Annotated in this window: 15 protein-coding genes and 1 pseudogene; 9 read left to right on the forward strand and 7 right to left on the reverse strand. The window is 43.5% G+C overall.

Annotated features, from left to right (window positions below; genetic code table 11):
* The first annotated feature begins 147 nt into the window (after positions 1-147).
* The 4 genes and pseudogenes from glyQ (at position 148) to RM049_RS17385 (ending at position 5,787) form a co-directional block, all read left to right on the forward strand.
* Positions 148-1,047 carry a glycine--tRNA ligase subunit alpha gene (glyQ, locus tag RM049_RS17370; protein ID WP_322705056.1) on the forward strand — a complete coding sequence of 300 codons (900 nt, stop codon included), beginning with the start codon at positions 148-150 and terminating at the stop codon, positions 1,045-1,047.
* Between the two features lie 517 nt (positions 1,048-1,564).
* The gene (locus tag RM049_RS17375; protein ID WP_322705057.1) at positions 1,565-3,919 is read left to right on the forward strand and encodes a ComEC/Rec2 family competence protein; all 2,355 of its coding nucleotides are present in this window, start codon (positions 1,565-1,567) and stop codon (positions 3,917-3,919) included.
* A gap of 45 nt (positions 3,920-3,964) precedes the next feature.
* The gene (locus RM049_RS17380) at positions 3,965-4,435 is read left to right on the forward strand and encodes an NADAR family protein (RefSeq protein WP_322690516.1); all 471 of its coding nucleotides are present in this window, start codon (positions 3,965-3,967) and stop codon (positions 4,433-4,435) included.
* A gap of 250 nt (positions 4,436-4,685) precedes the next feature.
* Positions 4,686-5,787, forward strand: a pseudogene (locus RM049_RS17385) (tetratricopeptide repeat protein).
* A gap of 27 nt (positions 5,788-5,814) precedes the next feature.
* Here RM049_RS17385 and RM049_RS17390 read toward each other — a convergent pair.
* Positions 5,815-6,513 (reverse strand): phosphoribosyltransferase, encoded by a 699-nt coding sequence (locus RM049_RS17390; protein WP_322705058.1) that lies wholly within the window; start codon positions 6,511-6,513, stop codon positions 5,815-5,817.
* Between the two features lie 191 nt (positions 6,514-6,704).
* Between RM049_RS17390 and RM049_RS17395 the strand changes: the two genes are divergently transcribed.
* Positions 6,705-7,385 carry a uracil-DNA glycosylase gene (locus tag RM049_RS17395; protein WP_322674424.1) on the forward strand — a complete coding sequence of 227 codons (681 nt, stop codon included), beginning with the start codon at positions 6,705-6,707 and terminating at the stop codon, positions 7,383-7,385.
* A gap of 363 nt (positions 7,386-7,748) precedes the next feature.
* Here RM049_RS17395 and RM049_RS17400 read toward each other — a convergent pair whose 3' ends face one another.
* The 5 genes from RM049_RS17400 to rpsT form a co-directional block, all read right to left on the reverse strand.
* A complete protein-coding gene (locus RM049_RS17400; protein WP_409883638.1) occupies positions 7,749-11,795 on the reverse strand; it encodes a DNA-directed RNA polymerase subunit beta'' in 4,047 nt (1,348 codons plus the stop codon).
* Positions 11,796-11,885: 90 nt separating this feature from the next.
* Positions 11,886-13,763 (reverse strand): DNA-directed RNA polymerase subunit gamma, encoded by a 1,878-nt coding sequence (locus tag RM049_RS39305; protein WP_416211840.1) that lies wholly within the window; start codon positions 13,761-13,763, stop codon positions 11,886-11,888.
* A 90-nt stretch (positions 13,764-13,853) separates the two neighbouring features.
* The gene (gene rpoB, locus RM049_RS17405) at positions 13,854-17,153 is read right to left on the reverse strand and encodes a DNA-directed RNA polymerase subunit beta (RefSeq protein ID WP_322674423.1); all 3,300 of its coding nucleotides are present in this window, start codon (positions 17,151-17,153) and stop codon (positions 13,854-13,856) included.
* 889 nt (positions 17,154-18,042) lie between these two features.
* Positions 18,043-18,840, reverse strand: a complete 798-nt coding sequence (locus RM049_RS17410) for a TatD family hydrolase (RefSeq protein WP_322705059.1) — start codon at positions 18,838-18,840, stop codon at positions 18,043-18,045.
* Positions 18,841-18,951: 111 nt separating this feature from the next.
* Entirely contained in the window at positions 18,952-19,248 is a 297-nt protein-coding gene (gene rpsT / locus RM049_RS17415) for a 30S ribosomal protein S20 (RefSeq protein ID WP_322666272.1), read from the reverse strand.
* A 744-nt stretch (positions 19,249-19,992) separates the two neighbouring features.
* Between rpsT and hisD the strand changes: the two genes are divergently transcribed.
* On the forward strand, positions 19,993-21,291 hold the full coding sequence (gene hisD, locus RM049_RS17420) for a histidinol dehydrogenase (RefSeq protein ID WP_322705060.1): 1,299 nt from the start codon (positions 19,993-19,995) through the stop codon (positions 21,289-21,291).
* Positions 21,292-21,652: 361 nt separating this feature from the next.
* On the forward strand, positions 21,653-22,078 hold the full coding sequence (locus RM049_RS17425; protein ID WP_322674420.1) for a universal stress protein: 426 nt from the start codon (positions 21,653-21,655) through the stop codon (positions 22,076-22,078).
* Between the two features lie 341 nt (positions 22,079-22,419).
* Here the strand turns inward: RM049_RS17425 and RM049_RS17430 are convergent, their stop codons facing one another.
* Positions 22,420-22,815, reverse strand: coding sequence for a hypothetical protein (locus RM049_RS17430; protein ID WP_322682527.1), 396 nt, complete (start codon positions 22,813-22,815; stop codon positions 22,420-22,422).
* 240 nt (positions 22,816-23,055) lie between these two features.
* Here RM049_RS17430 and hslO point away from each other — a divergent pair, with 240 nt between their 5' ends.
* Together hslO and RM049_RS17440 are read left to right on the forward strand one after the other, a co-directional pair.
* On the forward strand, positions 23,056-23,955 hold the full coding sequence (hslO, locus tag RM049_RS17435) for an Hsp33 family molecular chaperone HslO (RefSeq protein ID WP_322705061.1): 900 nt from the start codon (positions 23,056-23,058) through the stop codon (positions 23,953-23,955).
* Between the two features lie 160 nt (positions 23,956-24,115).
* Positions 24,116-26,176: a chromosome segregation ATPase gene (locus RM049_RS17440; protein WP_322705062.1), complete on the forward strand. Its 2,061-nt coding sequence runs from the start codon at positions 24,116-24,118 to the stop codon at positions 26,174-26,176.
* Positions 26,177-26,454: the final 278 nt, after the last annotated feature.

Below are 26,454 nucleotides of genomic sequence, written 5' to 3' on the forward strand. Positions count from 1 at the left end.
TATTCAATATAACGAACCTAATTCTTTGTGTCAACTATTTTTCCCAAAATATTTTTGGATTGTTTTTGTGTCCCCTGAAACTGCCCACAGTGCCGAGTTCTAGGCAACAATGGTTTATGCACTGTGTTGACTAAGGATGGAACAAGCGTGAATTTTCAGTCGGTAATAAGTTTATTGCATCATTTCTGGAGCGATCGCGGTTGTCTTATTGCCCAGCCCTACGATATTGAAAAGGGGGCTGGTACTAAGAATCCGCAAACATTTTTAAGAGCATTGGGGCCAGAACCGTGGGCTGTTGCTTACGTTGAACCTTGTCGTCGCCCTACAGATGGACGCTATGGCGAAAACCCCAATCGTTTCCAACACTATTATCAGTACCAAGTTCTAATCAAGCCGTCCCCAGATAATATTCAGGAGATTTATCTTGATTCGTTAAGGGCTTTAGGTATTCGTCCTGAAGACCACGATATTCGGTTTGTAGAGGATAACTGGGAAGATGCAACTGTGGGAGCTTGGGGTACTGGGTGGGAAGTATGGTTAGATGGGATGGAAGTTACTCAATTTACTTACTTCCAACAATGTGGAGGAATTGATTGCCGTCCGGTGTCGATTGAAATTACATACGGGTTAGAGCGGCTGACAATGTATCTCCAACAAGTAGAAGCATTTACTAAGATCCAGTGGACAGACAACATTACTTATGGAGATGTTTTCCTGCAAAGTGAGATTGAGCAGTGCACATACAACTTTGAAGCGTCAAATCCTGAGTTGCTACTGACATTATTTAATTTGTACGAGCAGGAAGCTACCCAATTGACGGAGCGAGGATTGGTATTGCCTAGCTTAGATTATGTAATGAAGTGTTCGCACACATTCAATCTGCTGGATGCTAGAGGTGTGATTTCGGTGACGGAAAGAACTCGCTATATTGCCAGGATTCGGCATTTGGCTAGGAAGGTAGCTCATTTATATGTTGAGCAAAGGGAGAAGTTGGCTTTTCCTTTGCTCAAAGATACTGTAGGTTCAACAGGAAGCCCAATATCCTAAAGGGTGCGGCTATACATGAACTAAGTACTAGTTTTGTGTAAAATAGTAGCGTTTTTAAAGCCAGAGTAACGGAAAAACAAAGGCAAAGTACGCAGAGTCATGGCAAATTTAATTCACTATGATTTTGTGTTTTGTTTATATTTCTGCTGCTGAGGTTTAAGCTAGGTATATTTTTTTGATGTGGCTTTTGCTAAAGGACAGAAAGACGGTTAAATATTGAATCTAGAACATTAAAGCTACTTAAAGCTACAAGGATAAGGCCCGCCTGTGCGGGCTTTGTTTATATAAACTTGATGGACTATACTCACCACAAGTATAAAAACTTTTCGCTGTTGCTGATTTAAAGAAATAAAAAGCTCACGTAGAGGTGCTCCAAGCACTGATAATAAGAGTTTGGAATATTTTATTTTTGAATTTCATAACAAAATTCAGCAACGCGGATTTTTCTTTATTGCTGCCCTATCTATATTTAAACTATCTGCAAATTCGGATTGCTAGGTGCTTTTACAAAAATCTTATGATTCAAACCAGTGGTGTAATTATTTGTCTTAGCTACATTTTTGGCTTGCTGCTTACAGGAGTTCCTTGGGGTGGTGTGGGGATTTTGGTTTTGGGGATAGTGGGAGCAATTATTTTTAGAAGACGCACCACTTTACGGCAATTTGCTCAGAAACCAGAAAATGCTGGAAGCAAGAATAAAGTAGTGCCTAACACTTGGCAAACTACTCCCCATCCTCGAATATGGCTAGCTGCTGGCTTGGTGGGATTATTAGCAACTCTATATTTTCAATGGCGCGTGCCGCAACCGGGTGCAAAAGATATTAGTCAGTTTGTTCCACCTGGAAATAGCAATAATCAAGAGCAACTTGTGATTGTTCGTGGGGAAGTGGCGAGTAATCCCCGTTTAACTCACAGTCAGCGGGGACAATTTTGGCTGGAAGCGACTCAAATAGATGAAGTCAAAAATGAAAAAGGTTCAGCAGGTGTGCCAAAAGGGGTAACGGGTAAATTATATGTGACAGTGCCTATACTTCAGGCGACTGGGTTATATCCTAGTCAACAAATTGCCGTGACTGGGATTTTGTACAAACCAAAGGCAGCTTCCAATCCTGGTGGTTTCGATTTTCAGAAGTTTCTCAAGCAAGAAGGAACGTTTGCCGGTCTAGTTGGGCGACAAATAAATGTTTTGGAACCAGAACGTAAATGGGGATGGTGGCAAATTCGGGAGCGAATTGTGCGATCGCAAGTTCGTTGGTTGGGTATCCCTGAAGGGCCTCTTGTCAGTGCAATGGTGTTGGGAAGCAAAGCTGTTGATTTACCCTACGATATCCGAGACTTATTTGTACAAGCCGGATTAGCTCATGCTTTAGCAGCTTCTGGGTTCCAAACTTCTTTGATTTTGAGTGTGATTTTACAGCTAACGAGGCGAGCAAGAAAAGGAACGCAATTTACTCTTGGCTTTTTGGCTTTAATGATTTTTCTGAGTTTAACAGGTTTTCAACCTGCGGTTCTCAGAGCCGTAATTATGGGTTTTGCGGCATTAGTTGGTTTACTCTTAAAAAGAAAAGTAAAACAGTTCGGCTCATTACTATTAGCAGCAACTCTGTTATTGGTATTTAATCCTCTATGGATTTGGGATTTAGGTTTTCAATTGAGTTTTTTAGCAACACTAGGATTAGTTGTAACAGTACCCGCATTAGTCAATCGCCTAGCATGGCTACCACCTGCGATCGCTGCTTTGATTGCTGTTCCCCTAGCTGCCACTATTTGGACTTTACCTGTGCAACTTTTTGTCTTTGGAGTTGTACCATCTTATAGTCTATTGCTGAATGTGGTTAGTACTCCATTAATTTCGATCATTAGTATAGGTGGAATCATCAGTGCGTTAGTAGGTTTAGTTTGGACTGACGCCGGAAGCTTCCTGGCAGGGGTATTACATTATCCTACTGATTGGTTAATTAAACTAGTAGATTTTTTTAGCAATTTGCCTGGAAATTCTGTTGCGGTGGGCAGTATATCTACTTGGCAGCTTTTGGCGGTTTATATACTAATTATATTGGTCTGGTTAGTGCGTTGGTGGCAAAGGCGGTGGTGGTTTGCTAATATGATTGCGATTGGTTTAGTATTCATCCCACTTTGGCATTCTAAAAATACATTGTTTAGGATAACAGTCTTAGAATCGGGGACAGAACCAATTGTAGTCGTTCAAGATCGAGGTACTGTAACTGTCATTAACAGTGGCGATGAAGGTACAGGACGTTTTACAATATTACCGTTTTTACAACAGCAGGGTGTAAATCAAATAAATTGGGCGATCGCAACTGATTTTCAAGGTAACGAAAGTAATGCTTGGTTTGAATTAATGCAACGTTTACCAATCAATAATTTTTATGAATATTCACCTCAAACAGATAATTCTATTACAACTCAGGCTATTCAACAGGAACTACAAAAACATCAAGGAATTTATCAACCTTTGGGAGTTGGTCAATCTGTGAAAGCTGGCTCGATAGTAGCGCAATTAATTAACGACCAATTACCAATTTTACAATTGCAAATTTTAGATCAAAATTGGCTATTAGTAGGTAATGTTAAATCTAAAGAGGTACAGCAACTAGTTAAAAATGGAAGCTTGCCTCGCCCGCAAGTGCTTTGGTGTGCCCCTGAGTCATTAAAAGATTTAGTGATTGCTTTGCAACCACAAGTAGCGATCGCTTCTTCTGCCAACTTTGATCCAAAAACTTTATCTGAACTGAATCAAAGCAAAACTAAACTGTTCTTTACAGGGCGAGATGGAGCTATTCAATGGACTCCTAATGGTCAGTTTGAGGCATTTATTGAATCAACAGAAAATAAATCATCTATTTTATAAAAAACTTACAAATTCAGTAAATTCAAAAAAAATATATCAAATTTTATGACAATTTATTTTTATAGTACTCGTGAAGAGTATGGCTGTTTCTCTAACTTTTCGTCTCACGGCTTTGAATTAGATGGATTGTATTGGTCAACTAGCGAACACTACTTTCAGGCGCAAAAGTTTGTGGGTACACCTCATGCAGAACAAATCCGCCTAGTTAAAACACCTAAAGATGCAGCAAGAATGGGGCGTGAGAGAACGCGCCCCTTACGCCAAGATTGGGAACAGGTTAAAGATGATATCATGCGGCAAGCTGTGCTGTGCAAATTTCAAACTCATACAGATATTAGAGATATTTTACTTTCTACAAACAATGTAGAAATTGTTGAAAACTCGCCTATCGATTTCTACTGGGGTTGTGGAGCTGATGGGAGTGGTAAAAATATGCTAGGAAAAATTTTAATGGAGGTACGGGATATTCTGCACCATACATACAGGACAGATATTGATAATAAAACTATTAAATAAACTTGTCAAAAATAGTTTTTTAATCAAACTATTCTAGACGTAGAGAACACGAATAGATAACAAATAGAGACGATCGCAAGCTATATAGTTATTACTCTTCGTGAGCATAAATCTGAAAGCCTCAATTAACGATCGCTATATATAACTCTTACCTCTCCTAAACTTATGCTGTGGTAAAGCGGACTGATGAAAGATGCGCCCTGGTTTTGGGAACACTAGATTTAGCACCAGACTTCACAAGAAGAAGTTGATGTCTAAAGGCGAATGGAATAACGATCTCGAAAAATACAGTTCCTTTGCAATTACCCATAACATACCTAAAACCAGTGAAGCGTAATACAATTACCCATGAATTTGACTCTGGTTCACAAGCAGAAATAATATCTCTACAAGAAAGTGATGACCATTTGTCAGAAGCGTCCAAGCTACTAAGGCAAGGAATTCAACAGCAGCAAGGTGGCGAATTAATAACGGCTATGAAGTCTTTACAACAATCCTTGGGGCTGTTTCAGGCAGTTGGCGATTTAGAAAAACAGGCACAGGTACTTTCTTTTTTAGGATTGGTAACTTACAGTGCTGGAGACTACAAAGGTACTATCTCTTACTCCCAACAGTGTCTGTCTTTGCTTAATAACACCTCAGATTTAACATTGCAGATGCAAGCACTTTCCCATTTAGGAAATGCATACCGTCATTTGAACGATCATAACAAGGCTATTGAGTTTCTAGAAAAATGTTTGAAAATAACGCAAAAGTTGCAAGACAAACGCAGTCAAGTCGCGGCACTCAATAATTTGGGATTGGTGTATAAAGCTTTAAGTAATTTTACACAGGCTATTGAGTATCAACAGCAAAGTCTAGAGATTGTGCGGGAACTCAAAGATCATTGGGGCGAAGAACAGGTACTCAAGAATTTGGGTAATGCTTGGTATGCTTTGAACAATTACTCAAAAGCGATCGCCTATTATGAGCAGTGTGTAGTACTATCACGCTCATTAAAAAATGTCCGCAGTGCTTCTCAAGTGCTAAAGAATCTGGGTAATGCTTGTTATGCTTTAGGTGATTATACCAAAGCAATTAAGTATTATGAAGATCGATTGCAATTAGCTAGACAAATTCAAGACAAGCGTAGTGAGGAACAGTCTTTAAGTAGTTTAGGAGTTGCTTGTGAAGCTTTGGGTGATTACAACAAAGCAATTACATATTATGAAGAACGTTTGCTGTTAGCTAGAAATATCAAAGATCGTCGCAGTGAAGAACAAGCTCTTGCCAGTCTGAAAGTCGCTTGCTACGCGTTGGGTGATTATGCCAAGGCTATGCAATATCAGCAGGGAACATCTTCAAATAGTTAAAAAGCAAGATTGGAAAACAATTCAAATTTACTCGTACAGATCAATTCCCCCGATTGTCTTTTGTTGTTGGAGATATACGAGAACTTCTAATGTATCTACTTGGGGAAATTCTGCGTAAAAATTACTCACGCTCCAAAAAGGTTCGGGTGTTTCCAAAACTATTGTGCGATCGCCCCACTGTTCTAACCAAGGTAGCAATTTTTGTGGCGCTACTGGAGTACATAGCCAAACTGTTGCTGGAGAAAGCGCTCTCATAGCAGTTGCTGCTACCGCTATTGTCATACCTGTAGCAATACCATCATCAATTAAGATCAACGTAGCATTCTCTGCATTTACTTGCGGACAAGTAGGAATTAATTGAGCCTCAAGAGATTTAGCAAGGTTTATCGCTTTATTTAAAGCTATTTCTCGCCACCGCGCATCATGTTTGGAGCGAAATAGCTTTTGATCGGCCCAAAGAACATTTCCAGAAGTAGTCACTGCACCAATTGCTAATTCTGGGTTTTCTGGATGGCTAATCTTTTTTGCCACAACAATTGTCAACGGACAATCTAAAAGACGTGCTATTGGTGCTGCTACTGGTACACCTCCTCTTGGCAAAGCATAAACAATTGGTACAGGCTTTACCCCAGAATCAATAGTTTGCTGAGTCAAAACATTATGAATTACTCGCGCCAATAACTCACCTGCATGGGTACGATCGGCGAAAAGTGGGGTATGTGACATGGTTTCCCCCAGCATTTTAAGACGGCACTGCTTTTATCATGACTGAATTTTGTCTCAAATTAACTGATACAATAAGATTTGTATAAATAATTAAGTATTCAGCAAAAGTTTATTGTTCTGATCGATATCCAGCCAAAAGGCTATTTAACTCAGATATAACAGCTGGCGCTGATGCCAAAATCCTGATTTTCATGAGCAGCGAAACCCAACTCAGCCTCTTCGACGACTCAACTTTTAATCAACGAGAACTGATTCCTACAGACGCGAAAATTCCGATCGCTCCCGGAACTTATTCTGATATAACGGAGTTGACACAGCATTGCGATCGCTGCCACCGTTGTGCGTTGGGAGACACTCGCACTCATGCTGTTGTCGGACGTGGCAATCTCAAAGCACCAATTATGGTTGTGGGAGAAGCCCCAGGTCAAAATGAAGATGAAACGGGTTTACCATTTGTAGGCAGATCGGGACAATTGCTGGAGAAAATTTTGGCATCGGTGAATCTGACTACTGAGCATGATGTATATATCGCGAATATCAATAAATGTCGCCCACCGGATAATAGAGTTCCCACTCCTGTAGAAGTAGCGGCTTGTCTACCCTACCTATTAGAACAAATTCGCTTAGTTGACCCTAAAATAATTCTGTTAACGGGTGCAACTGCTGTCAAAGGTATCACTGGCGATAAGCGGGGGATTACGAAAATTCGCGGCCAGTGGCTAGAGTGGGAAGGGCGTTTATGTATGCCAATTTTTCATCCTTCTTACTTGCTGCGTAATCCTTCTAAAGAAAGAGGTGCGCCAAAATGGTTGATGTGGCAGGATATTCAAGCAGTGCGTGCTAAGTTAGATGAAATTCAAAATAACAGCTAATGCTTAATCCCCTCTTTTTCTAGGGTTATGATTCCCAACATCTTTTCGATTATTCAGTTCGTTGCTATCCTGGTTGAAAAGAAATTCTCAAGCTAATAGCTAAAGTCTTCTTAAGACGACTAAATACAAGATTTTAAGCGATGTAAATGACTAGACTCTGTGAAACAGAAAATTTCAGTCTATTGATTGCGATCGCTTATTTTAATTGAATACGACGACTTGCTCGTTAGGGGTAAAACTGAAACTAGCGCACCCCTTGCCAAGGGGTGCGCTAGCATGGGTGAGGTAGTTTGATTATTGGTAATTGGGCAGACTCGATATTACCTTTTACCTTTTACCTTTTAGACGCGAAATTTCAAGTCTCTATTCGTCGTCGAAATCATCTTCGTCGTCTTCCTCTTCTTCCTCGTAATCGTCGTCGTCTACTACTTCGTCAGCAATTAATTCGTCTTCTTCATCTAGAATTGACCTTTCTGCACGTCTGCTGCCAAAGCCAGATTCTCCAAGAGTAGGAGAATCTAAATTATAGTTGCGAGCTGTGCGATCGTCTAAGACCATATCTAGGGGATCGTCAACTTCATCTAACACACTACTGGTAATTTCAGCAGCATAGTCATCGATCGCTCCTGGTTCTTCATAGGTATTGTATCCAGTACCAGCCGGAATCAATCGCCCGATAATCACGTTTTCCTTTAATCCGCGCAGCCAGTCAGATTTGCCTTCAATAGCTGCTTCGGTGAGTACCCGTGTTGTCTCTTGGAAGGAGGCGGCGGAAATAAAGCTGTCGGTATTCAACGATGCTTTGGTGATCCCCAACAATACTGGAGTGTACTGTGCCCTAGCACCGCCTGTAATTGCCATAGCTTCGTTTACCTGCTCGACTTGGCGCAGTTCTACCAATTCGCCAGGAAGCATTGTGGTGTCACCACCATCATCAATCCTGACTTTGTTGGTCATCTGGCGAACAATCACTTCAATGTGCTTATCGGAAATATCAATACCTTGAGACTGGTACACCATTTGCACTTCATTCACTAAGAAGGTTTGTACCTTCTGTAAAGCAAGGCTAGCACAAGCATAGATTCCATCTTCAGAACCCAAGCTAAAGAAGATTTCCAAAATTTCATGGGGATTGGATGGGCCATCAGTCAACGGTTGTCCTGCTAATACTGTCGAGCCATCTGGCACAATCAAATTTTGTCCTGGCCCCAGAGGATAATCTGTCACCACGCCATTTGATTCTACGACCTTAATAGCGATCGCTTCATCACCATCACCGTAAACCACCTTAACTTCTCCGCCCCGCCGACATAAGATGCACGCTTCTTTAGGTTTACGAGCTTCAAGTAATTCCTCAATCCGAGGTAAACCTTGAATGATATCTCCGGTTTTGGCGCGTTCAAACACTAGCAACACCAAGTTATCACCCCGTTGTACCAAATCGCCGTCTTCTATCTGCAACACAGCACCAGGGCTGACTCGATAAGGACGACCGATACGGGTAGTAATAACGTAGTTTTTAGTACTCAAAGCTGATTCTCCACCAGATGCAGCAGCGACGCTTTTAATATCGACTACTTGTCCTGATTCTGGAGCAAAAACTCCAGGAGCAACTTCTGTACCTTCTACTAGCAAATCACCCACTTTTACCTTTGGCTGAGTACTAGTATTAATAGGAAGCCTGTCAGCGTCGCGCAACACCAAACAGCGACGCACGTTTTCGGTTCCTTTTTGAACACCTCGTACTTCCCCGCCTTCTTTACACAAGATTTGGGTACGTGCGACTACAGAACCTGGGGCGATGGTTAACCCATCGTGTACCTCAAGTGTCGTCTGGGTACTACCTTGGGTAGCATCAGCGGTAATGTCTCTACGAATTACCAAGGATTCCAAAATCACTAGTTGTAAACGTTGAACTTCTGGGTCTTCGGTATCCTCTACTAATTCAATATCTGCTGCTAGGGGCGAAGCATTATGGTCTTGTTCCCCTTCTTGCTCAATTTCCAGCACTAGCTGGGTTCGTAGCAGTTCCACACCTTCAACAGATTTGACACGTTCTGAATCTTTATAAGGTAGTCGCTGCACCGCTCTTAATTGAATCGATCGCCCGGTTTGTTGACTTACCGATGTAGTTGATGGCACATCTGGATTATCAGGGACGGCAAACTCAACTACTGGACGGCTCAATAGGGCGGGTCCTTCTGGTGTCTCTACATACTGGATGTAACGCAATTCTCTGGCGACATTGCCTTGGAATTCCTCACCTGGTTGGATGAAGGTGTTATCTCGCCCGATAACTGATTCGGGATCGTCCACCATCAGTAGTTCCCCTGGCTTAACTACAACTTCCCGCAGGATATCGTTTTTCTGGGTAACTTCTATCACACCACTGTTTTGGCAGAAGATATCTTTTACTACCTCGGTGCCAGCTTCGACAAACTGACCGTCTTCTACCAACAGCAAGGAGATATCTTTATTAACTTCGTGGCTTTCTTCGGGAATCCATAAAAGAGTACCGCCTTGCACGACTTCATAACCTAGCTTGGCTTTGCCTTTTTTCTGGACTTCTACACCCGCAAATTTTAGGAAACCACCAGTGGTTGTCCGATAGCGATCGTCGATTAACTCAGCTACCACTTGACCATTTTGCACTTTTGTGCCTGGTGTAGCCCGCAGGTTAAATACTTGGTTGTTACCAGTGGAAACTAAGTAGTTATTACGCCCTTGGGAACTTTGGACTGTCACTGTTGCTTGGTCTAGTACCACAGAAGCAGTGATAATTTCAATTTCCCTGGTACTCTTACCTGGGGTAGCTTCTGGCAACCGCACCACACCGCCGTGCAAACTGGTTAACTTGGTTTCTGCTAAAACTCCATTAGAGGCGATCGCATCACCATTTTTTACTACCAATTCTGCACCAGGCGGCAAGTTGTAAACTTCCCCAGACAAAATCCAAATCAAGCCACCGCGTGCGGCTGTGGTTGTGGTATTGCCTTGACGGTCAGTTTTTTGTTCTGGAACTACTTCAGCAAATTGTACTTCCCCTGCTAAGTCAGAGGCTACATCTTTAACTGCTTTTTCTGTATTAGTCCGAGTTGTGCGTCCACCAAGGGCAACCTCTGCCAACAACTGACCTTGTTTTACCTTATTTCCATCAAATACATATAGTGTTGAACCTTGGGTAAGGTGAACCTCTTGGTTCTCTGGGGTAACATCACCTACTTTTGTTGGTTCCAAAAGCATGATGCCATTAGCCTCAATATAAAGGGCATCTTCCCCGTGGCGGGTACGATATGTTCTGGTCTTCAGTTTGCGGGGAAGCTTAACAGTCCCATCGATTTTAGAACGAACTTGTTGCGCCACTTCTCCAGTAAACACCCCACCAGTGTGGAATGTCCGCATGGTTAACTGAGTACCAGGTTCGCCGATACTTTGGGCAGCAATAATCCCTACAGCTTCACCCAAATCTACCATCTTGGCGTGTGCCAAACTCCAGCCGTAGCAGTGTTGACAAACGGAACGTGCGGCTTCACAAGTTAGGGGCGATCGCACCACAACTTCTCTCACCCCAGATTTTTCAATTTTCTTCGCCAAATCCTCAGAAATTGGGGTATTACGTGCTGCAATCACTTCTTTTGTTACCGGATGCACCACATCTTCACCAATTACCCGTCCCATCAAGCGGGTTGCTAAAGGAATTAAAGTTTTGGCCCCTTCTGTCATTGGTTGAATTGCAAGACCTCTAGTGGTGCCGCAGTCAAATTCCCGAATAATTACATCCTGGGATACGTCCACCAATCGGCGCGTTAGATAACCAGAGTCAGCCGTCCGCAAGGCAGTATCCACCAATCCTTTTCTGGCACCGTAAGACGAAATAATGTATTCCGTCACAGTGAGTCCTTCACGGAAGTTGGTTTTAATCGGCAAATCGATAATTTCTCCTTGGGGATCTGCCATCAATCCCCGCATACCCACCAACTGCCGCACTTGAGAGATGTTACCCCGTGCCCCGGAGAATGCCATCATGTATACGGAGTTTAAGGGATTAGTCTTCTTGAAGTGAACTACTACTTCATCCTTCAAGGCTTCACTAGTACCATTCCAAGTATCGATTACCTTTTGGAAACGTTCTACTTCCGTGATTTCGCCCCGTTGGTAACGGGTTTCAGTAGCGCGAATTTCTTCTTCGGCTGCTTCTAAGAGCAATCGCTTAGTTGGTGGCACCATCAAGTCATCTACACTGATGGAAACCCCTGCTTTGGTAGCGTAGCGAAATCCTAAATCTTTCAGTTTGTCCGCCATTACTGCGGTTCGCGCCGTACCATAATATGTAAAGGCCCAAGAAATTAAATTTCTCAGTTGACCTTTATCAACCACCCGATTGCGAAAAATCATTTTTTCGTTAGTCATTAGTCATTAGTCCTAAATTAATAATTAGGAGTTAGGAGTTAGGAGTTTGTAATTAATAACTCCTAACTCTTAACTTTTCACTCCTCACTTTTAGCTTGCAAGTGCTTCCTGAATAGCATTATTGTAAATAACGCGACCGGGAGTGGTATATATATACTGAGAAATTACATTGCCTTTAGCGTCTTGTCTGACTCGACGGAACTTATAGAGTAATGTGCGGGTACCATCTTCGTTCTCCGTCACTTTCACGGGTTCTGTATCCGGTTGATCTGATTCTATTTCACCGTCAAACCGCACATATATATAGGCGTGCAAGTCAACTTGCTCCTGCTGGAAAGCCATAATTACATCCTCTAGTGAAGAAAAGTACTTTCCTGCGCCTTTTGTTGCACCGGGATTTTCTGCTGTTAAGTAATATGCCCCTAACACCATGTCTTGGCTAGGCGTGATAATGGGTTTACCTGTGGCTGGTGACAAAATATTATTAGAAGCCAACATCAATAACCGCGCTTCAGCCTGACTTTCTAACGATAGTGGGACGTGTACCGCCATTTGGTCGCCGTCAAAGTCGGCGTTAAAGGCTGGACAGACGAGAGGATGAAGTTGAATCGCTCTACCTTCTACTAAAATTGGTTCAAAAGACTGAATCCCCAAGCGATGCAATGTTGGCGCCCTGTTTAGCATCACAGGGTGTCCTTCAATCACCTCTTCCAGCACATCCCAAACACTGGGATCGTTACGGGATATCAGCTTTTTCGCAGCTTTGATGTTATTTACCATCCCGCTACGAATCAGGCGGTTAATCACAAATGGTTGAAATAGCTCAATTGCCATTTCTCTAGGCAAACCGCACTGGTGAATTTTCAGTTTTGGCCCGACGACAATAACCGAACGCCCAGAATAGTCAACCCGTTTACCTAACAAGTTTTGTCGGAAACGTCCTTGCTTACCCTCAATAATGTCGGACAAAGATTTTAGAGGTCGATTATTTGCCCCTACCACAGTGCGTCCCCGACGACCATTGTCAATCAAAGCATCTACTGCTTCTTGCAGCATCCGCTTTTCGTTCCGCACAATAATCTCAGGTGCCAAAATTTCTTGCAAGCGTGCCAAACGATTGTTGCGGTTAATTACCCGCCGATACAAATCATTTAAATCGCTGGTGGCAAACCGTCCGCCATCTAGTTGCACCATTGGGCGCAAGTCGGGGGGAATCACGGGAATAACTGCCATTACCATCCATTCTGGTTTGGAACCAGTGGCGATAAAATTGTCAATTACCCGCAGTCGCTTAATTAACTTGGCTCTTTTTTGCCCCTTGGCATTACCAATTTCTTCGCGTAGGCTTTCAGCTTCTTGTTCTAAATTAATATCGGCAAGCAAGCGCAACAGTGCTTCAGCACCAATGCCCACCTCTACGCCTTGCAGCTGAGAATCTTCGCTATAAATTTGGTCTTCTATTTCCAACCACTGATCTTCACTCAGTAGCTGTTTGTAAGTTAAAGTTTCGGCATTACCTGGACTCAGGACAACATAAGAGTTGAAATAAACAATCTGCTCGACATCCCGTAAGGGCATATCTAACAAGATGGAAATATAGCTAGGAATGCCTTTGAGATACCAAACGTGAGCTACTGGTGCGGCGAGTTTAATATAGCCCATGCGGTGGCGACGCACGCGTGACTCGGTGACTTCTACCCCACAGCGTTCGCAGACAATACCTCTATGACGGACTCTTTTATACTTGCCACAATGGCATTCCCAATCTTTTGCTGGCCCAAAGATGCGCTCACAAAATAAGCCATCCATCTCTGGCTTGAGAGTTCGGTAGTTAATCGTCTCTGGTTTGGTAACTTCACCAACTACCTGACCATTAGGCAATGTTCTCTCGCCCCACTGACGAATGCGTTCAGGGGAAGCCAAGCCGATTTTTACGTAGTCAAACTGATTAGTTTGGGCAGGTCTCATATTTAGTTATTAGTCATTAGTCATTGGTCATTGGTCATTAGTCCTTAGTCTTTTGCTAATGACAAAGAACTAAGGACTAATGACTATTGATTATTCGTCGTCTTCTAGCGATTCGCGAGAAAGAGATTCATAAGTTGGTCGAGGAGGTGTGCGACGGGCTGATTGGTCTGCCATCAAATCGACTTCCACATCTAGGGAACTGCCGTCTGCTTGAGTTTCTACCTTGTGTACGGCAATATCTAACCCCAATGATTGCAGCTCACGCATTAGCACCTTAAAGGATTCTGGAGTTCCAGGTCGAGGAATTGCCTTACCTTTAACGATCGCATTTAACGCTTCATTCCGTCCTTGCATATCGTCAGATTTAACTGTGAGCAATTCCTGTAAGGTGTAAGCTGCCCCAAAGGCTTCTAATGCCCACACTTCCATTTCTCCAAATCTTTGACCACCTTGTTGTGCTTTACCACCCAAGGGTTGCTGAGTCACCAGTGAGTATGGGCCTGTGGAACGGGCGTGGATCTTATCATCCACCAAATGCACCAGTTTCAGCATGTAAGCCACACCGATGGTAATTGCTCGGTCAAAGGGTTCACCTGTACGACCGTCATACACCATGATTTTGCCTGGGTTATCTGGGTTATACACCCAGTCTTTGCCTGTTTCGTCTCGTGCTTCTTGCAATTTGCCATGCACGATTCGGCGAGATGACTCTTCCCCATACATTTCATCAAAGGGAGTAATCTTAAATCGCACTCCCAAGGTTTGACCAGCCCAACCCAAGAGGCATTCAAATACTTGTCCGACGTTCATCCGACTGGGTACGCCCAAGGGGTTGAGTACAATGTCCACTGGTGAACCATCGGGCAAATAAGGCATATCTTCTGCTGGTAATATCCGAGAAATAATCCCTTTATTACCGTGGCGTCCTGCCATTTTGTCACCAACTTGGATTTTACGTTTTTGAGCTACATACACCCGGACTACCATATTGGCTCCTGGCGGCAGTTCATCGCCTTGTTCGCGAGTAAACAAGCGCACATCAACTACGCGGCCTTTTTCACCGTTTGGTACTCGCAGAGAATTGTCTCGCACATCCCGTGCTTTCTCACCAAAGATGGCACGTAACAGTTTTTCTTCTGGCGGTTGGTCAGATTCACCTTTTGGTGTGACTTTTCCTACCAAGATATCACCAGCTTCTACCCATGCCCCAATGCGAATGATTCCCTGTTCATCCAACTGGCGCAAGGCATCTTCCCCGACGTTGGGAATTTCTCTGGTAATTTCTTCTGGCCCCAGTTTGGTTTGTCTAGCTTCAATTTCATATTTTTCAATGTGAATTGAGGTGTAAACATCATCCTGCACCAGTCTTTCAGAGATTAAAATTGCATCTTCGTAGTTGTACCCTTCCCAAGGCATATAGGCAACGACGATATTTTGTCCTAGCGCCAATTCACCACCTTCAGTGGAGGAACCATCAGCCAATACCTGACCAGCAACAACCCGTTCACCAATGCGGACGAGAGGTTTCTGATTTAAACAGGTGTCTTGGTTGGAACGTTGATACTTGGAAAGGATGTATTTAATTTCGGGGGTGTTAGGTTTAGGACGGACGCGAATTTCTGTAGCATCTACATAAGTAACATCGCCATCGGTGCGCGATACAATCACCATCCCAGAGTCTCTTGCTCCTTGGGCTTCCAAACCAGTACCCACCAAAGGACGCTCTGGTTTGAGTAGGGGGACTGCTTGCCGTTGCATGTTCGATCCCATCAGCGCTCGGTTAGCGTCATCATGCTCCAAGAAAGGAATCATGCTGGTTGCTACCGACACAATCTGTACGGGAGATACTGCTACGTAGTCCACCTGTTCTGGTGTTGTGGTGGAAAATTCTTGGCGATACCGGACTGGTACTTGTGGACCAATAATGTGCCCAGTTTCATCTACAGGAATGTCTCCAGGAGCAACCCGTAGGTCGTCTTCTTCATCGGCTGTCATGTAGGCTGGAGGTAGATCAAATCTAACTCGCCCATTTTCTACAGGTCTAAATGGTGTTTCTAAGAAGCCGTACAGATTTACCCTTGCATGGGTTGCTAAAGAGCCAATCAATCCGGCGTTTGGACCTTCTGGTGTCTCAATGGGGCAAATGCGTCCATAGTGACTAGGATGTATATCTCGCACTGCAAATCCAGCGCGTTCGCGGGTTAAACCACCAGGACCAAGGGCACTCAAACGGCGTTTGTGGGTCAGTTCCGCCAGAGGATTGGTTTGATCCATGAACTGACTTAACTGACTGGAACCAAAGAATTCTTTAATTGCTGCTACTAATGGTTTGGGGTTCACCAAGGAAGCGGGAGTTAGCACTTCAGCATCGGATACCGTCATCCGCTCCCGAATGATTCTTTCTAAGCGGTTTAACCCTACGCGCACTTGGTTTTGGAGCAATTCACCGACGCTTCTCACCCGGCGATTACCTAAATGGTCAATGTCGTCAATATTACCTATATCATATTCTAGGTTGATTAGGTAATCTACAGCTGCCAAGATATCGCCAGGAGTTAACACGCGCATTGTGTCGGGAACAGAAAGGCGCAATTTCTTGTTGAGTTTGTACCGTCCAACGCGACCAAGGTCATAACGTTTTGGGTCAAAGAAACGAGAATCTAGGAGTTGTTGTCCACCTAATACTGTGGGTGGTTCACCAGGACGCAGTTTCCGATATAACTCCATCAGGGCTTCTTCTTCAGAAAACTGCCCTTCTTTTTCGATGGTTTTTTGGAAATACTCTGGATGGCGTAAGGCATCGAAAATTTCGTTGTCTGATAACCCTAAAGCTTTTAGTAGTACCTGCGCTGATAGTTTGCGGGTTTTGTCAATCCGTACCCACACCAAATCGTTACGGTCTGTTTCAAATTTCAACCATGCTCCTCGGTTGGGAATTAAGCTAGCTGAATAAGTGCGTCGACCGTTTTTGTCGATTTCTGATTTGTAATAAACCCCTGGCGATCGCACTATTTGGTTGACAATTACCCGCTCGGCTCCGTTAATAATAAACGTGCCGCGATCGGTCATTAAAGGCAAATCACCAATGAATACCTCTTGCTCTTTGATTTCCCCGGTTTCCTTATTAATCAACCGTGTGGGAACATACATTTGCACAGCATAAGTACTATCCCGCCGTTTGGCTTCTTCGACGCTGTACTTTGGCTCCTTGAGTTTGTAGTTATGACCCAAAAAGTGCAGTTCTAATTTACCCGTATAATCTGTAATAGGACTAAAGGAGTTCAGTTCTTCTATCAGCCCTTCTTCTAAAAACCAGCGAAAACTTGAGCGCTGGATTTCAATCAAGTCGGGCAATAGAAAGGCGGGTTCCATATATGTTTCTTTAGTCATGCCTCTTCCTTTGTCAACCTGGTACAATTTTCCCTTGGACACTGCTTTTTGACGCTTCCCACTGCTAGCCAGTGTCCTTAGCTGTTTGGGAACTTTTTCTTAGACACTTGTAATTTATGGGTGTAGACTCCAGCGATTAAATCTGGCTGGAATGAGCAATTTTGACAAGGAAGCAATCACCCCTAATAGGGACTAAGTGATAGGCACTCGGTACTATGAAATCGGGGGAAAACTTGCTGAAAGTCTTTTCCTCCTGCATATCATACCGAATGACGCCAGTTGCTTGTCTGGCCGCAGACGCTATGCATAGCTTACTTCCTCGAAGCGGTACAAGTTGCCAAAGCCACTCAAAGCACTGGCTTCCCAATGCCCATTTCAAAAAGAATATCCAGTTAAAATATTCCTGAATTTGATTTACTTTCTTCACTTCCCCTCCAAAAAGCGCGTTAATTTGCTGACGCAGCTCTACACAGTGTGTTTGAAATCCACCCCGCTGTTGATACTCTCAGTGATATTCTTAGATATCCTAAGACTGAGGGAACGATCCGCACCTTGTCGATTTTGAATCAGAATAACTTCATTTTGCTGGATTATACTCACAAGGCAATTTTTCTTTAACGATTTTGAATAGGTTCAATACACACTAAACAGATGTTGTGCAAAAGTCTAGCTCAATTTAGGTTGGTACGGTTAGTAATGCCTGGAGAGCATCCGCTTGTAGAGATTTTGAGGATGGGCAAGCCATAACAGTATGGAAAATTTAAGATGAAAAGTTTTATGCTCCTTCCTCTATTATTATGGCGCAAGCAAAATCTTTTTGAGGCAATAATATTAGCATATTTTTGTCCCCCTCTAGTTTTATTTTTTTAACACAACTTAACAAAAGATACTAGGACATACTTGATATTGACAGACCGAATAATTCACAAGCATTTTGGGTGGTTTGATGAGCGATCGCCTCTACCGTTTCCTGACGCAGTTTAGCTACTTGCTCGGCTACATAAAGTACGTAGGCAGGCTCGTTGCGCCTCTCGCCCCGTTTCGGAACTGGAGCGAGAAATGGGCAGTCTGTTTCAATCAGTAGGCGATCGCTACTTACCATTGCAGCTGAGGATTGGATTGCTTTGGCATTTTTAAACGTTACTGTACCGCTAAAGCTGATATAAAAGCCTAAATCGAGAAACCATTGAGTTTCTTCAGGTGTTCCTCCCCAGCAATGCATCACACCCCGCACTCTTTCTCCTTTGAGTTGCCGCCATTTTTGCAACACTTCTTTGGTTGCCACGGCAGCATCACGGCAGTGGATAATCACTGGTAAATTTAGTTCAGATGCGATCGCCAACTGGGACTCAAACACCAGATACTGTTGCTCATAGTTATCAGCTTTGTAAAAATCCAGACCCATTTCCCCAATTGCTACCACTTTTGAGTCAGAACTCGCTAAAGTTTTGATTTTCTCAGCTGTCTCGCTATTCCATTTATCAGCATCTAAAGGATGTAATCCTACAGCAAAACTAATCTCAGGAAACTCTTGGGTTATAGATTGAATACTGGAAAACTCCTCCGGGTGAACACAGGAATGCACTAAACACACTACACCTGCTTCTTGCCACCGCGATCGCACTATTGCTAAATCCGGCTGAAAACTATCAAAGTTGAGATGTACGTGCGTGTCTATCAGTTGCATCTTTTGTCCTACCCTGAGGGAAGCCGCTGGCGCGTCTATGTTGTTTGTCCTTCGTCATTTGTCGTTTGTTTTGTTACCAATGACTAATGATTAAGGACAAATTACCAATGACTACTCAGCTGTTTGTGTGAGGGGTTTTAGTCTGTGAGCCAATCTGGATTTTTTCCTTGCCCCATTATTTGGGTGAAGAACACCTCGTTTGATCGCCTTATCAATTTTCCCATAAGCCTCGGATAACCGAGCCTGTGCTTCTTGTTTTAATTCTGGGGTAGGATTAGCTGTATAAGCAGCTACAGCATTGAGATATTTTTTCATCAGCGTCTTGACTGCTGATTTGTAAGATTTATTACGCAGTCGGTTACGTTCTGCGATTTGGGCACGCTTAAGAGCAGACTTTGTATTCGCCACAGTCAATTCCAAAAATACGATTATTAATTATGTACACACACTACTAGACTTACTAATATAGCATTCAAATTGCCAATATTATAATTTCCTAAAAAAATTATGGAATTAGGTATTGGTGGGCATGAATGAAGATCGTCATTACATTATTAGTATTAGTTCTATAGTCTATACTCGCCAATTCAGTATTTCGTCAATTGAGGAAATGCGTTAAACTAAAATACATCTAAATAAATTTCACCCTAACCGATCACAACCTGATTAAGCAATGTGATTGCCAATAAATATAATTTGTCCGTAAACCAAATGTATTATTTAGAGGCAGGAACTGTAAAGAGCTAAATCTCAGGGGTTGTCAAGTATAGAACCGATATATCGTGCCTGTACACACATTAACTAGTAAAAGTTAGGGAAATAAGTAAAAATTATACTCCAACCATAAGCCCTGTAAATTCAGAGGATTGGATGTGTAAACATACCATCTGCATCCCCAAGGATTGAGGGAAATGGTGTAAGGGGAGTGGAAAATGGCACACCTGCTTCCTACCGCTAGCCAGTCAAGGCTTGTCGGATTGAGCAATTAAGTCGCCTTCTCAAGCAAACTATACGCTGGTAGCCTTGAGAGTATCAAAAAAATCCAGGTTAAGCTAGAGAAGAGAATTAGAGTCAGCTTGCACACCCCAGTGGGTCAAGAGCAATACTAAATCTCAGGTGGCAATATTATAATTTTGGCATTGTCCTTACTCCATGCTGCGAATTATTACTCAGCAGGCAGACGTTAGAGCAGAACTACAACGGATCTGCGATCGCACCCATGACGAACAGGTACTTCACAAAGAAGCGACGGTGCGGGAAATTTTGCAAGCCGTGAAGCGCCAAGGCGACAAAGCTGTATTGCATTACACGGACGAATTTGACAAACAAACCCTGAAAGCAGAAGAACTCAGAGTTACAGGCTCGGAATTGGATGCAGCCTATCAACAGGTATCAAAAGAATTGTTGAATGCAGTTCGGCTAGCTTGCCGCCAAATTGAAGCGTTTCATCGTCAGCGAGTACCAAAAAGCTGGGTACACTTTGGTGACGATGAAGTAGTACTGGGCAAACGCTACACCCCTGTAGACCGAGCCGGGTTGTATGTGCCTGGTGGCCGTGCCGCCTATCCCAGTACAGTGCTAATGAATGCAATTCCGGCTCATGTTGCTGCTGTACCGCACGTGGTGATGGTAACACCACCAGGGCCAGGGGGTGCTATTAACCCAGCAGTCTTGGTAGCTGCCCAAGAAGCAGGGGTGCAAGAAATTTATCGTATTGGGGGCGCACAAGCGATCGCCGCTTTAGCTTATGGTACAGAAACAATTCCAAAAGTGGATGTGATTACTGGCCCTGGTAACATTTATGTCACCCTAGCGAAAAAACTTGTCTATGGCACCGTTGGCATTGATTCTTTAGCAGGCCCTAGCGAAGTGCTAGTGATTGCCGATGAAACCGCAAATCCGGTGCATGTAGCTGCTGACTTGCTAGCCCAAGCCGAACACGATCCAATGGCGGCAGCAATTTTGCTGACGACAGATGCGGCTTTGGCGAAAAATGTGCAATTAGCTTTGGAAAGACAGCTAGTCGATCATCCACGGCGAATAGATACAGAAAAAGCGATCGCTCACTACGGTTTGATTATCCTTGTGGAATCGCTCCAAGCCGCAGCAGAACTCTCAAATGAATTTGCCCCCGAACACCTGGAATTAGAAGTCAAAGACCCTTGGGCACTTTTACCACAGATTCGCCACGCTGGGGCAATCTTTTTGGGTTACTCAACACCAGAAGCTGTAGGAGACTATTTGGCAGGTCCTAATCATACCTTGCCAACTTCTGGTGCTGCCCGCTTTGCTTCGGCATTGGGTGTTGAAACTTTCCTTAAACATTCTAGTATTATTCAATACTCCCAAACCGCACTGCAAAATGTGGCTGGTGCCATAGATGTGCTAGCAACAGCAGAAGGTTTACCTTCCCATGCTGATTCAGTCCGACGCCGAATTCAGCAAGAATAATGATTTGGAATGCTTAATTTTTTCTGATAACTGAAAGTTTGGATAACGATACCTAAGGTAAGCTACGCTAAAGCACACCATTTGCTATCTTACCTTCAGCTACCCTTTAAGCACGAGTCGGGCATTGCCGACAATAGTTTCTGGGAGAGGGTTTTCCTCTCTCAGAAACTCGTGAAAAGCTTCTCTAGAAAAGTTGCTACAACCCGTTGATATGTAAAGTGGTGTAAAACTCGCTGACCTATGGCGTAGCCTTAAATATATAAACTAAGTGTCAGATAAAAAATTAGTTTAGTGTCACTGCCGACTAATTTTGCTAGATACTTATGTATGTAAGGGGTCTACTCTTTAGGAGACGAGAGCAGTGCTAAATAGTGTTTTGGTAGCTCTGGATGGTTCGGATATTTCAGAACGAGTAATTCAAGCTTTAGATAGTTTGGTGTTTTCAAAAGACGCCAAGGTTATTCTGTGTCATGTGTTTCTCACACCAGAGTCAGAAATGGAACTACCTGCCGATCGCCCTCAGCCAGAGTCCCCAACGTTTTCTTATTTTCATATTGAAAAGCAACTGCAATTATATCAGGAAAAGTTATCAGCCAGAAGTGAGTTAGAGTTAGTAACTGGCGATCCCGCTGAAGAAATTATTCGTCTTGCCAATATTTATAAAACTGACTTGATCGTAATTGGCAGTCGGGGCTTGATGGGGATGAAACGAATTGTTCAGGGTTCTGTTAGCAGTCAAGTTGTAGAAGAGGCTAATTGTTCAGTGTTAGTCGTCAAACCAAGGTAAAAATTTAAAAGGGGAATCATGACTATAGCCACCCCAAAACTAGCCTTTGAAGAATACCTGAAATATAATAATGGCACTGATAGCTAACTACCATGAGTTTAGAAAGTGGACAACATTGTGCACAAGGAGTTTAAAATTTTTAATCTATGCAATTCTGTGTTCTCTGCGTCTAGAGTCCTTAAATAAATTATTTTTAAACAGCAGAGCCACAGAGAGGACATTTGCATAAGCGGGTTTCCCTACTTGAGCAAAGTGTCCGTGGCACAGAAACAAAAAAGAGATTTTTGGAAGTCACCTTGAAAAGGCTAGCCATAGAGACAAGGAAAACCCCTTTTCTACGTTCAGTCAATTAAACGTTCTTGAGTTGCTAAAAACTGACGCAAGCTCAACAAGCTGAGTGTTTGACCCAAATTCAAGGGCAAAATTGAAACTCCTTCCAAGCGGGACTGTACCCAACCTTCTCCCCAGTACCATTCGTGGAACCCGTCAATGCCTCCGCTGAGTAGTAAGCGAAGGCAATTGGATTTGACAACCTTTACTTGATGATGAATCGCGATTGGCCCAGTCCAGGTTGTAAACTGGAATCCGGGAAGTAGTTCTTCTGGCATTCCTGGCGCAAAACGTTGTCCTAAAAGCCATTTTTTTAGTTGCACGGGATGCAGCAGACTATCACGAATTGCATCTGTTGATGCTTCAATTTCAATCCGTAGTTGGCTTTGTTGAAAATTACCCAGCATTTTTCTTGGATTACCTAAAGATAAGACATCGCTATTTCTAATATTGCAAATAGTTTTTGTCATTAGTTATCAGTCCTACCCTGCGGGAAGCCGCTAGCGCGTCTATGTCCTTTGCAAATAACTAATGACCAATGACCAATAACAGCCGTTTATTTGCGTAACACCCGACTACGTTACTTTTCTTGCAGCAGAGAACTTAGAATAGAAAAAGTGAACTTGTTAAGAAATGTAAGGTTATTCATGGCGGATCAGTTAATTCGTGCAACAGCAGCCGAAGGTGGAATTCGTGCCGTAGGTGCGATCGCCACACGTTTAACAGAAGAAGCACGGCAGCGCCACAAGCTTTCTTATGTGGCAACGGCAGCACTGGGTCGGACTATGACGGCGGGCTTGTTAATGGCTTCTAGTATGAAGCGGACTGGATCGAGAGTGAATGTTCGGGTGAAGGGCGATGGCCCTTTGGGTGGCATATTAGTAGATGCAGGTTTGGATGGTACAGTACGCGGATATGTTGGAAATCCATCTATAGAATTGCCTCCTAATGCTAAAGGTAAATTAGATGTTGGTGGTGCTGTGGGTAGCGGCTACCTCTACGTTGTGCGGGATATCGGTCGTGGTTATCCTTACTCTAGTACGGTAGAACTAGTTTCTGGCGAAATTGGTGATGATATAGCTCATTATCTGGTGAATTCCGAACAAACACCTTCGGCTTTAGTTTTAGGTGTCTTTGTGGGAGCAGCGGGAGTAACTGCTGCTGGAGGATTACTGATACAAGTATTGCCCAAAGCCGCTAGAGACGAAGCCTTAGTAGAAACGTTGGAATCACGGGTTGCTGGTCTAGCAGGATTTACGCCATTGTTGCAAGCTGGCAAGACGTTACCTGAAATCTTTGATGACTTATTGGGAGATATGGGGTTGGAAATCTTTTCCGAACGCCAAATGTTGCGCTTCCACTGTGGTTGCTCTTTCGATCGCGTTTTGGGGGCACTAAAGATTTTGGGAGAAGCTGAACTGCAAGATATGATTATCAAGGATGATGGTGCCGAAGCAACTTGCGACTTTTGCGGCAACGTCTACCAGGCAAGTAGCGATCAATTAGCTCAACTAATTTCCGATTTGCAAGCCGAATCTGCTGTTTGAGGATAAAGTATAAAATAGCACTGATTTTTGAGATTGATAATGGTACTCTGTGGAGAGAGATAATCAAAAAAGTAGCTTTTTAATTACGAGAAAGTTACTATGTCAACAATGGAATTATCAACCTAAAACAGAGCGCTATTCAATTATTTTGGTGTGAGAGATGACAGAGCGGGATATTCCAGACAGTTGGTCTTCAGCCAGTGGAAGAAAGCCAGATCAAAACAAAAGATTATCCCGAACAGAACAATTCGGTGAAACTCAGCCATTTGATGTCCCAGCTACTGGTTCTACTTCCAAGTCAGTGAAGCGACGAAAAAAAAACCAAACGAATACTAATTCAGAAGAAACTGCCCAACTCAATAGTACTTCTGGGAAATGGCCACGCTGGCTGAAAAGCTGGACATTGTGGCTAGTACTACTAATGTTGATTCCCAGCAGTGTCGGATTCTTGGCAATGGCAATGCTGCTCAAGTTGCCATCTGCCCCTAATTGCCCCTCGATTTTCTGGCCGCTAGCTAGTGCTTCTGTGCGGCTACATTGCGCTCAGTTAGCGGCTTCTAAGCAAACAGTGAACGACCTATTACAAGCGATCGCTCTGGTGAAGCAACTACCGCAAAATCACCCGTTGCATGGAGAAATCGATCGTTTCATCGAAGAATGGTCGCGGGATATTTTGAAGCTAGCCGATCAAAGTTTCCAAACTGGTAATTTAGAGGAAGCGATCGCGACTGCTCGTAAAATACCCGAAGATGTAGCAGCTTATAAATTAGTCGATGAACAAGTTGACAAATGGCAGTCAATTTGGTCAAAGGCTGAAGCCACATACAATGGTGCGATCGCCGAAGTAAAGGAACGGCGCTGGCAATCAGCGTTCATGTTATCCGCTAAAATGCTGCGCGTAGACAACCAGTACTGGGCGGGTACTAAATACGACCAATTGAATCGTCTGATTGCTACAGCACGGGAAGATGGCGATAAGTTAGGAAAAGCCGAAAGTTTAGCAAACAGTAAAGTAGTTGATAACATCCTAGAAGCGATCAAGTTAGCCGAGTCCATTGGGCAAGAAAGTTATATTTATCAAAAAGCTCAGGAAGCGGTTCCGGCATTTGGACGCAAAATGCTGGAATTGGCACAGGCGAAACTAGATAAAAAGGATGCGGATGAAGCGCTAAATATTGCTAGGCAAATACCGGAAAGTACGAAACTACAAGGCGAAACTGATGATTTTATTGCCATAGCTGACGCAAAAAGAAGTGCTTGGCTCGGTAATGTTTCTGGTTTAGAGGCAGCGATCGCTCAAGCACAACAAATCGATCCTTCCAGACCAGTGTATAACGAAGCACAGCAACTAATTGCTCGTTGGCAGTTGGAAATTGAAGATGTTGCCCATTTGGAAAAAGCAAGAATATTGGCTAGCCAGGGAACAGTCCCTAATTTAAACGCAGCGATCGCCCAAGTACAGCTTATTCCTGCTAGTAACCCTAGAGGCGCAGAAGCTAGACAAGAGATAGGTCGCTGGAATGCCCAAGTGGAGACAATTGAAGACCAACCTTACTTAGACCGCGCCGAACAGATTGCAATATTCGAGGATATTAACTCCTTGCAAGCTGCGATCGCCCAGGCCAGCGAAATTCGTCGAGGTCGTGCATTATATCCAGAAGCACGCAAAAAAATTCGTACTTGGGCAGGAAAGATTGAGCGAATTCAAGATCAGCCTTACTTAGATCGAGCACAAGAACTGGCCCAGAGTGGCAATCTCACCGCCGCCATTAGCACAGCTCAACAAATAGCTTCATCGGGAAGGGCGCTTTCACAAGAAGCACAAGCTGCGATCGATGACTGGGAAGGGCAAATTCGCACTAGAGAAAACTGGAGAAAAGCCCAAGAAGTGGGAGCCGCTGGTACTCCAGAAGCCTTGGTTGAGGCAATACGACTGGCGGATCGAGTTTCAAACAATAGCATCTTACGTATGGATGCAAATCAGGCTATTGACCAATGGAGTCAGCAATTGTTAGAAATAGCACGCACTCAAGGTCAGTCTGATATTGCTAGAGGCATTGACATTGCCAAATCGATTCCACGCGGTAGTGCTGCTTACAGTGCAGCGCAAGAGCAAATTAAGACTTGGCAGGATTTTCTCAATCCTCAACCTGAACCTCAGCCTTCGTCTGCGCCTGAATCTCTACCATTTCCTCGCTCAACTACTATTAATGGTCAGTGATCGTCTATTAATCCAAGTTGCAGGTTATCAAATTGTAAGTTTTTTGCATCTGTCGATTCATGCGATGCCTGCGGTGGTCACTGAGCTTTGTCGTTCGCGCAGCGTCTCGCAGAGAAGTGCGGGCTACGCCTACGCGCACCACAAGTTGGGGTTGCACTACGCACAACCCTAACTTCGACTAAATCAGTTTAGAGTATCATAATTTGCTCATTCAATAAATGCTTATTGAACAGTAAATGCAAAAATTAATGCTTCAAGCTTGAGTAAAAACCCTTTAT

It is taken from the genome of Nostoc sp. DedQUE04 (assembly GCF_034530995.1).
Classification (GTDB): domain Bacteria; phylum Cyanobacteriota; class Cyanobacteriia; order Cyanobacteriales; family Nostocaceae; genus Nostoc.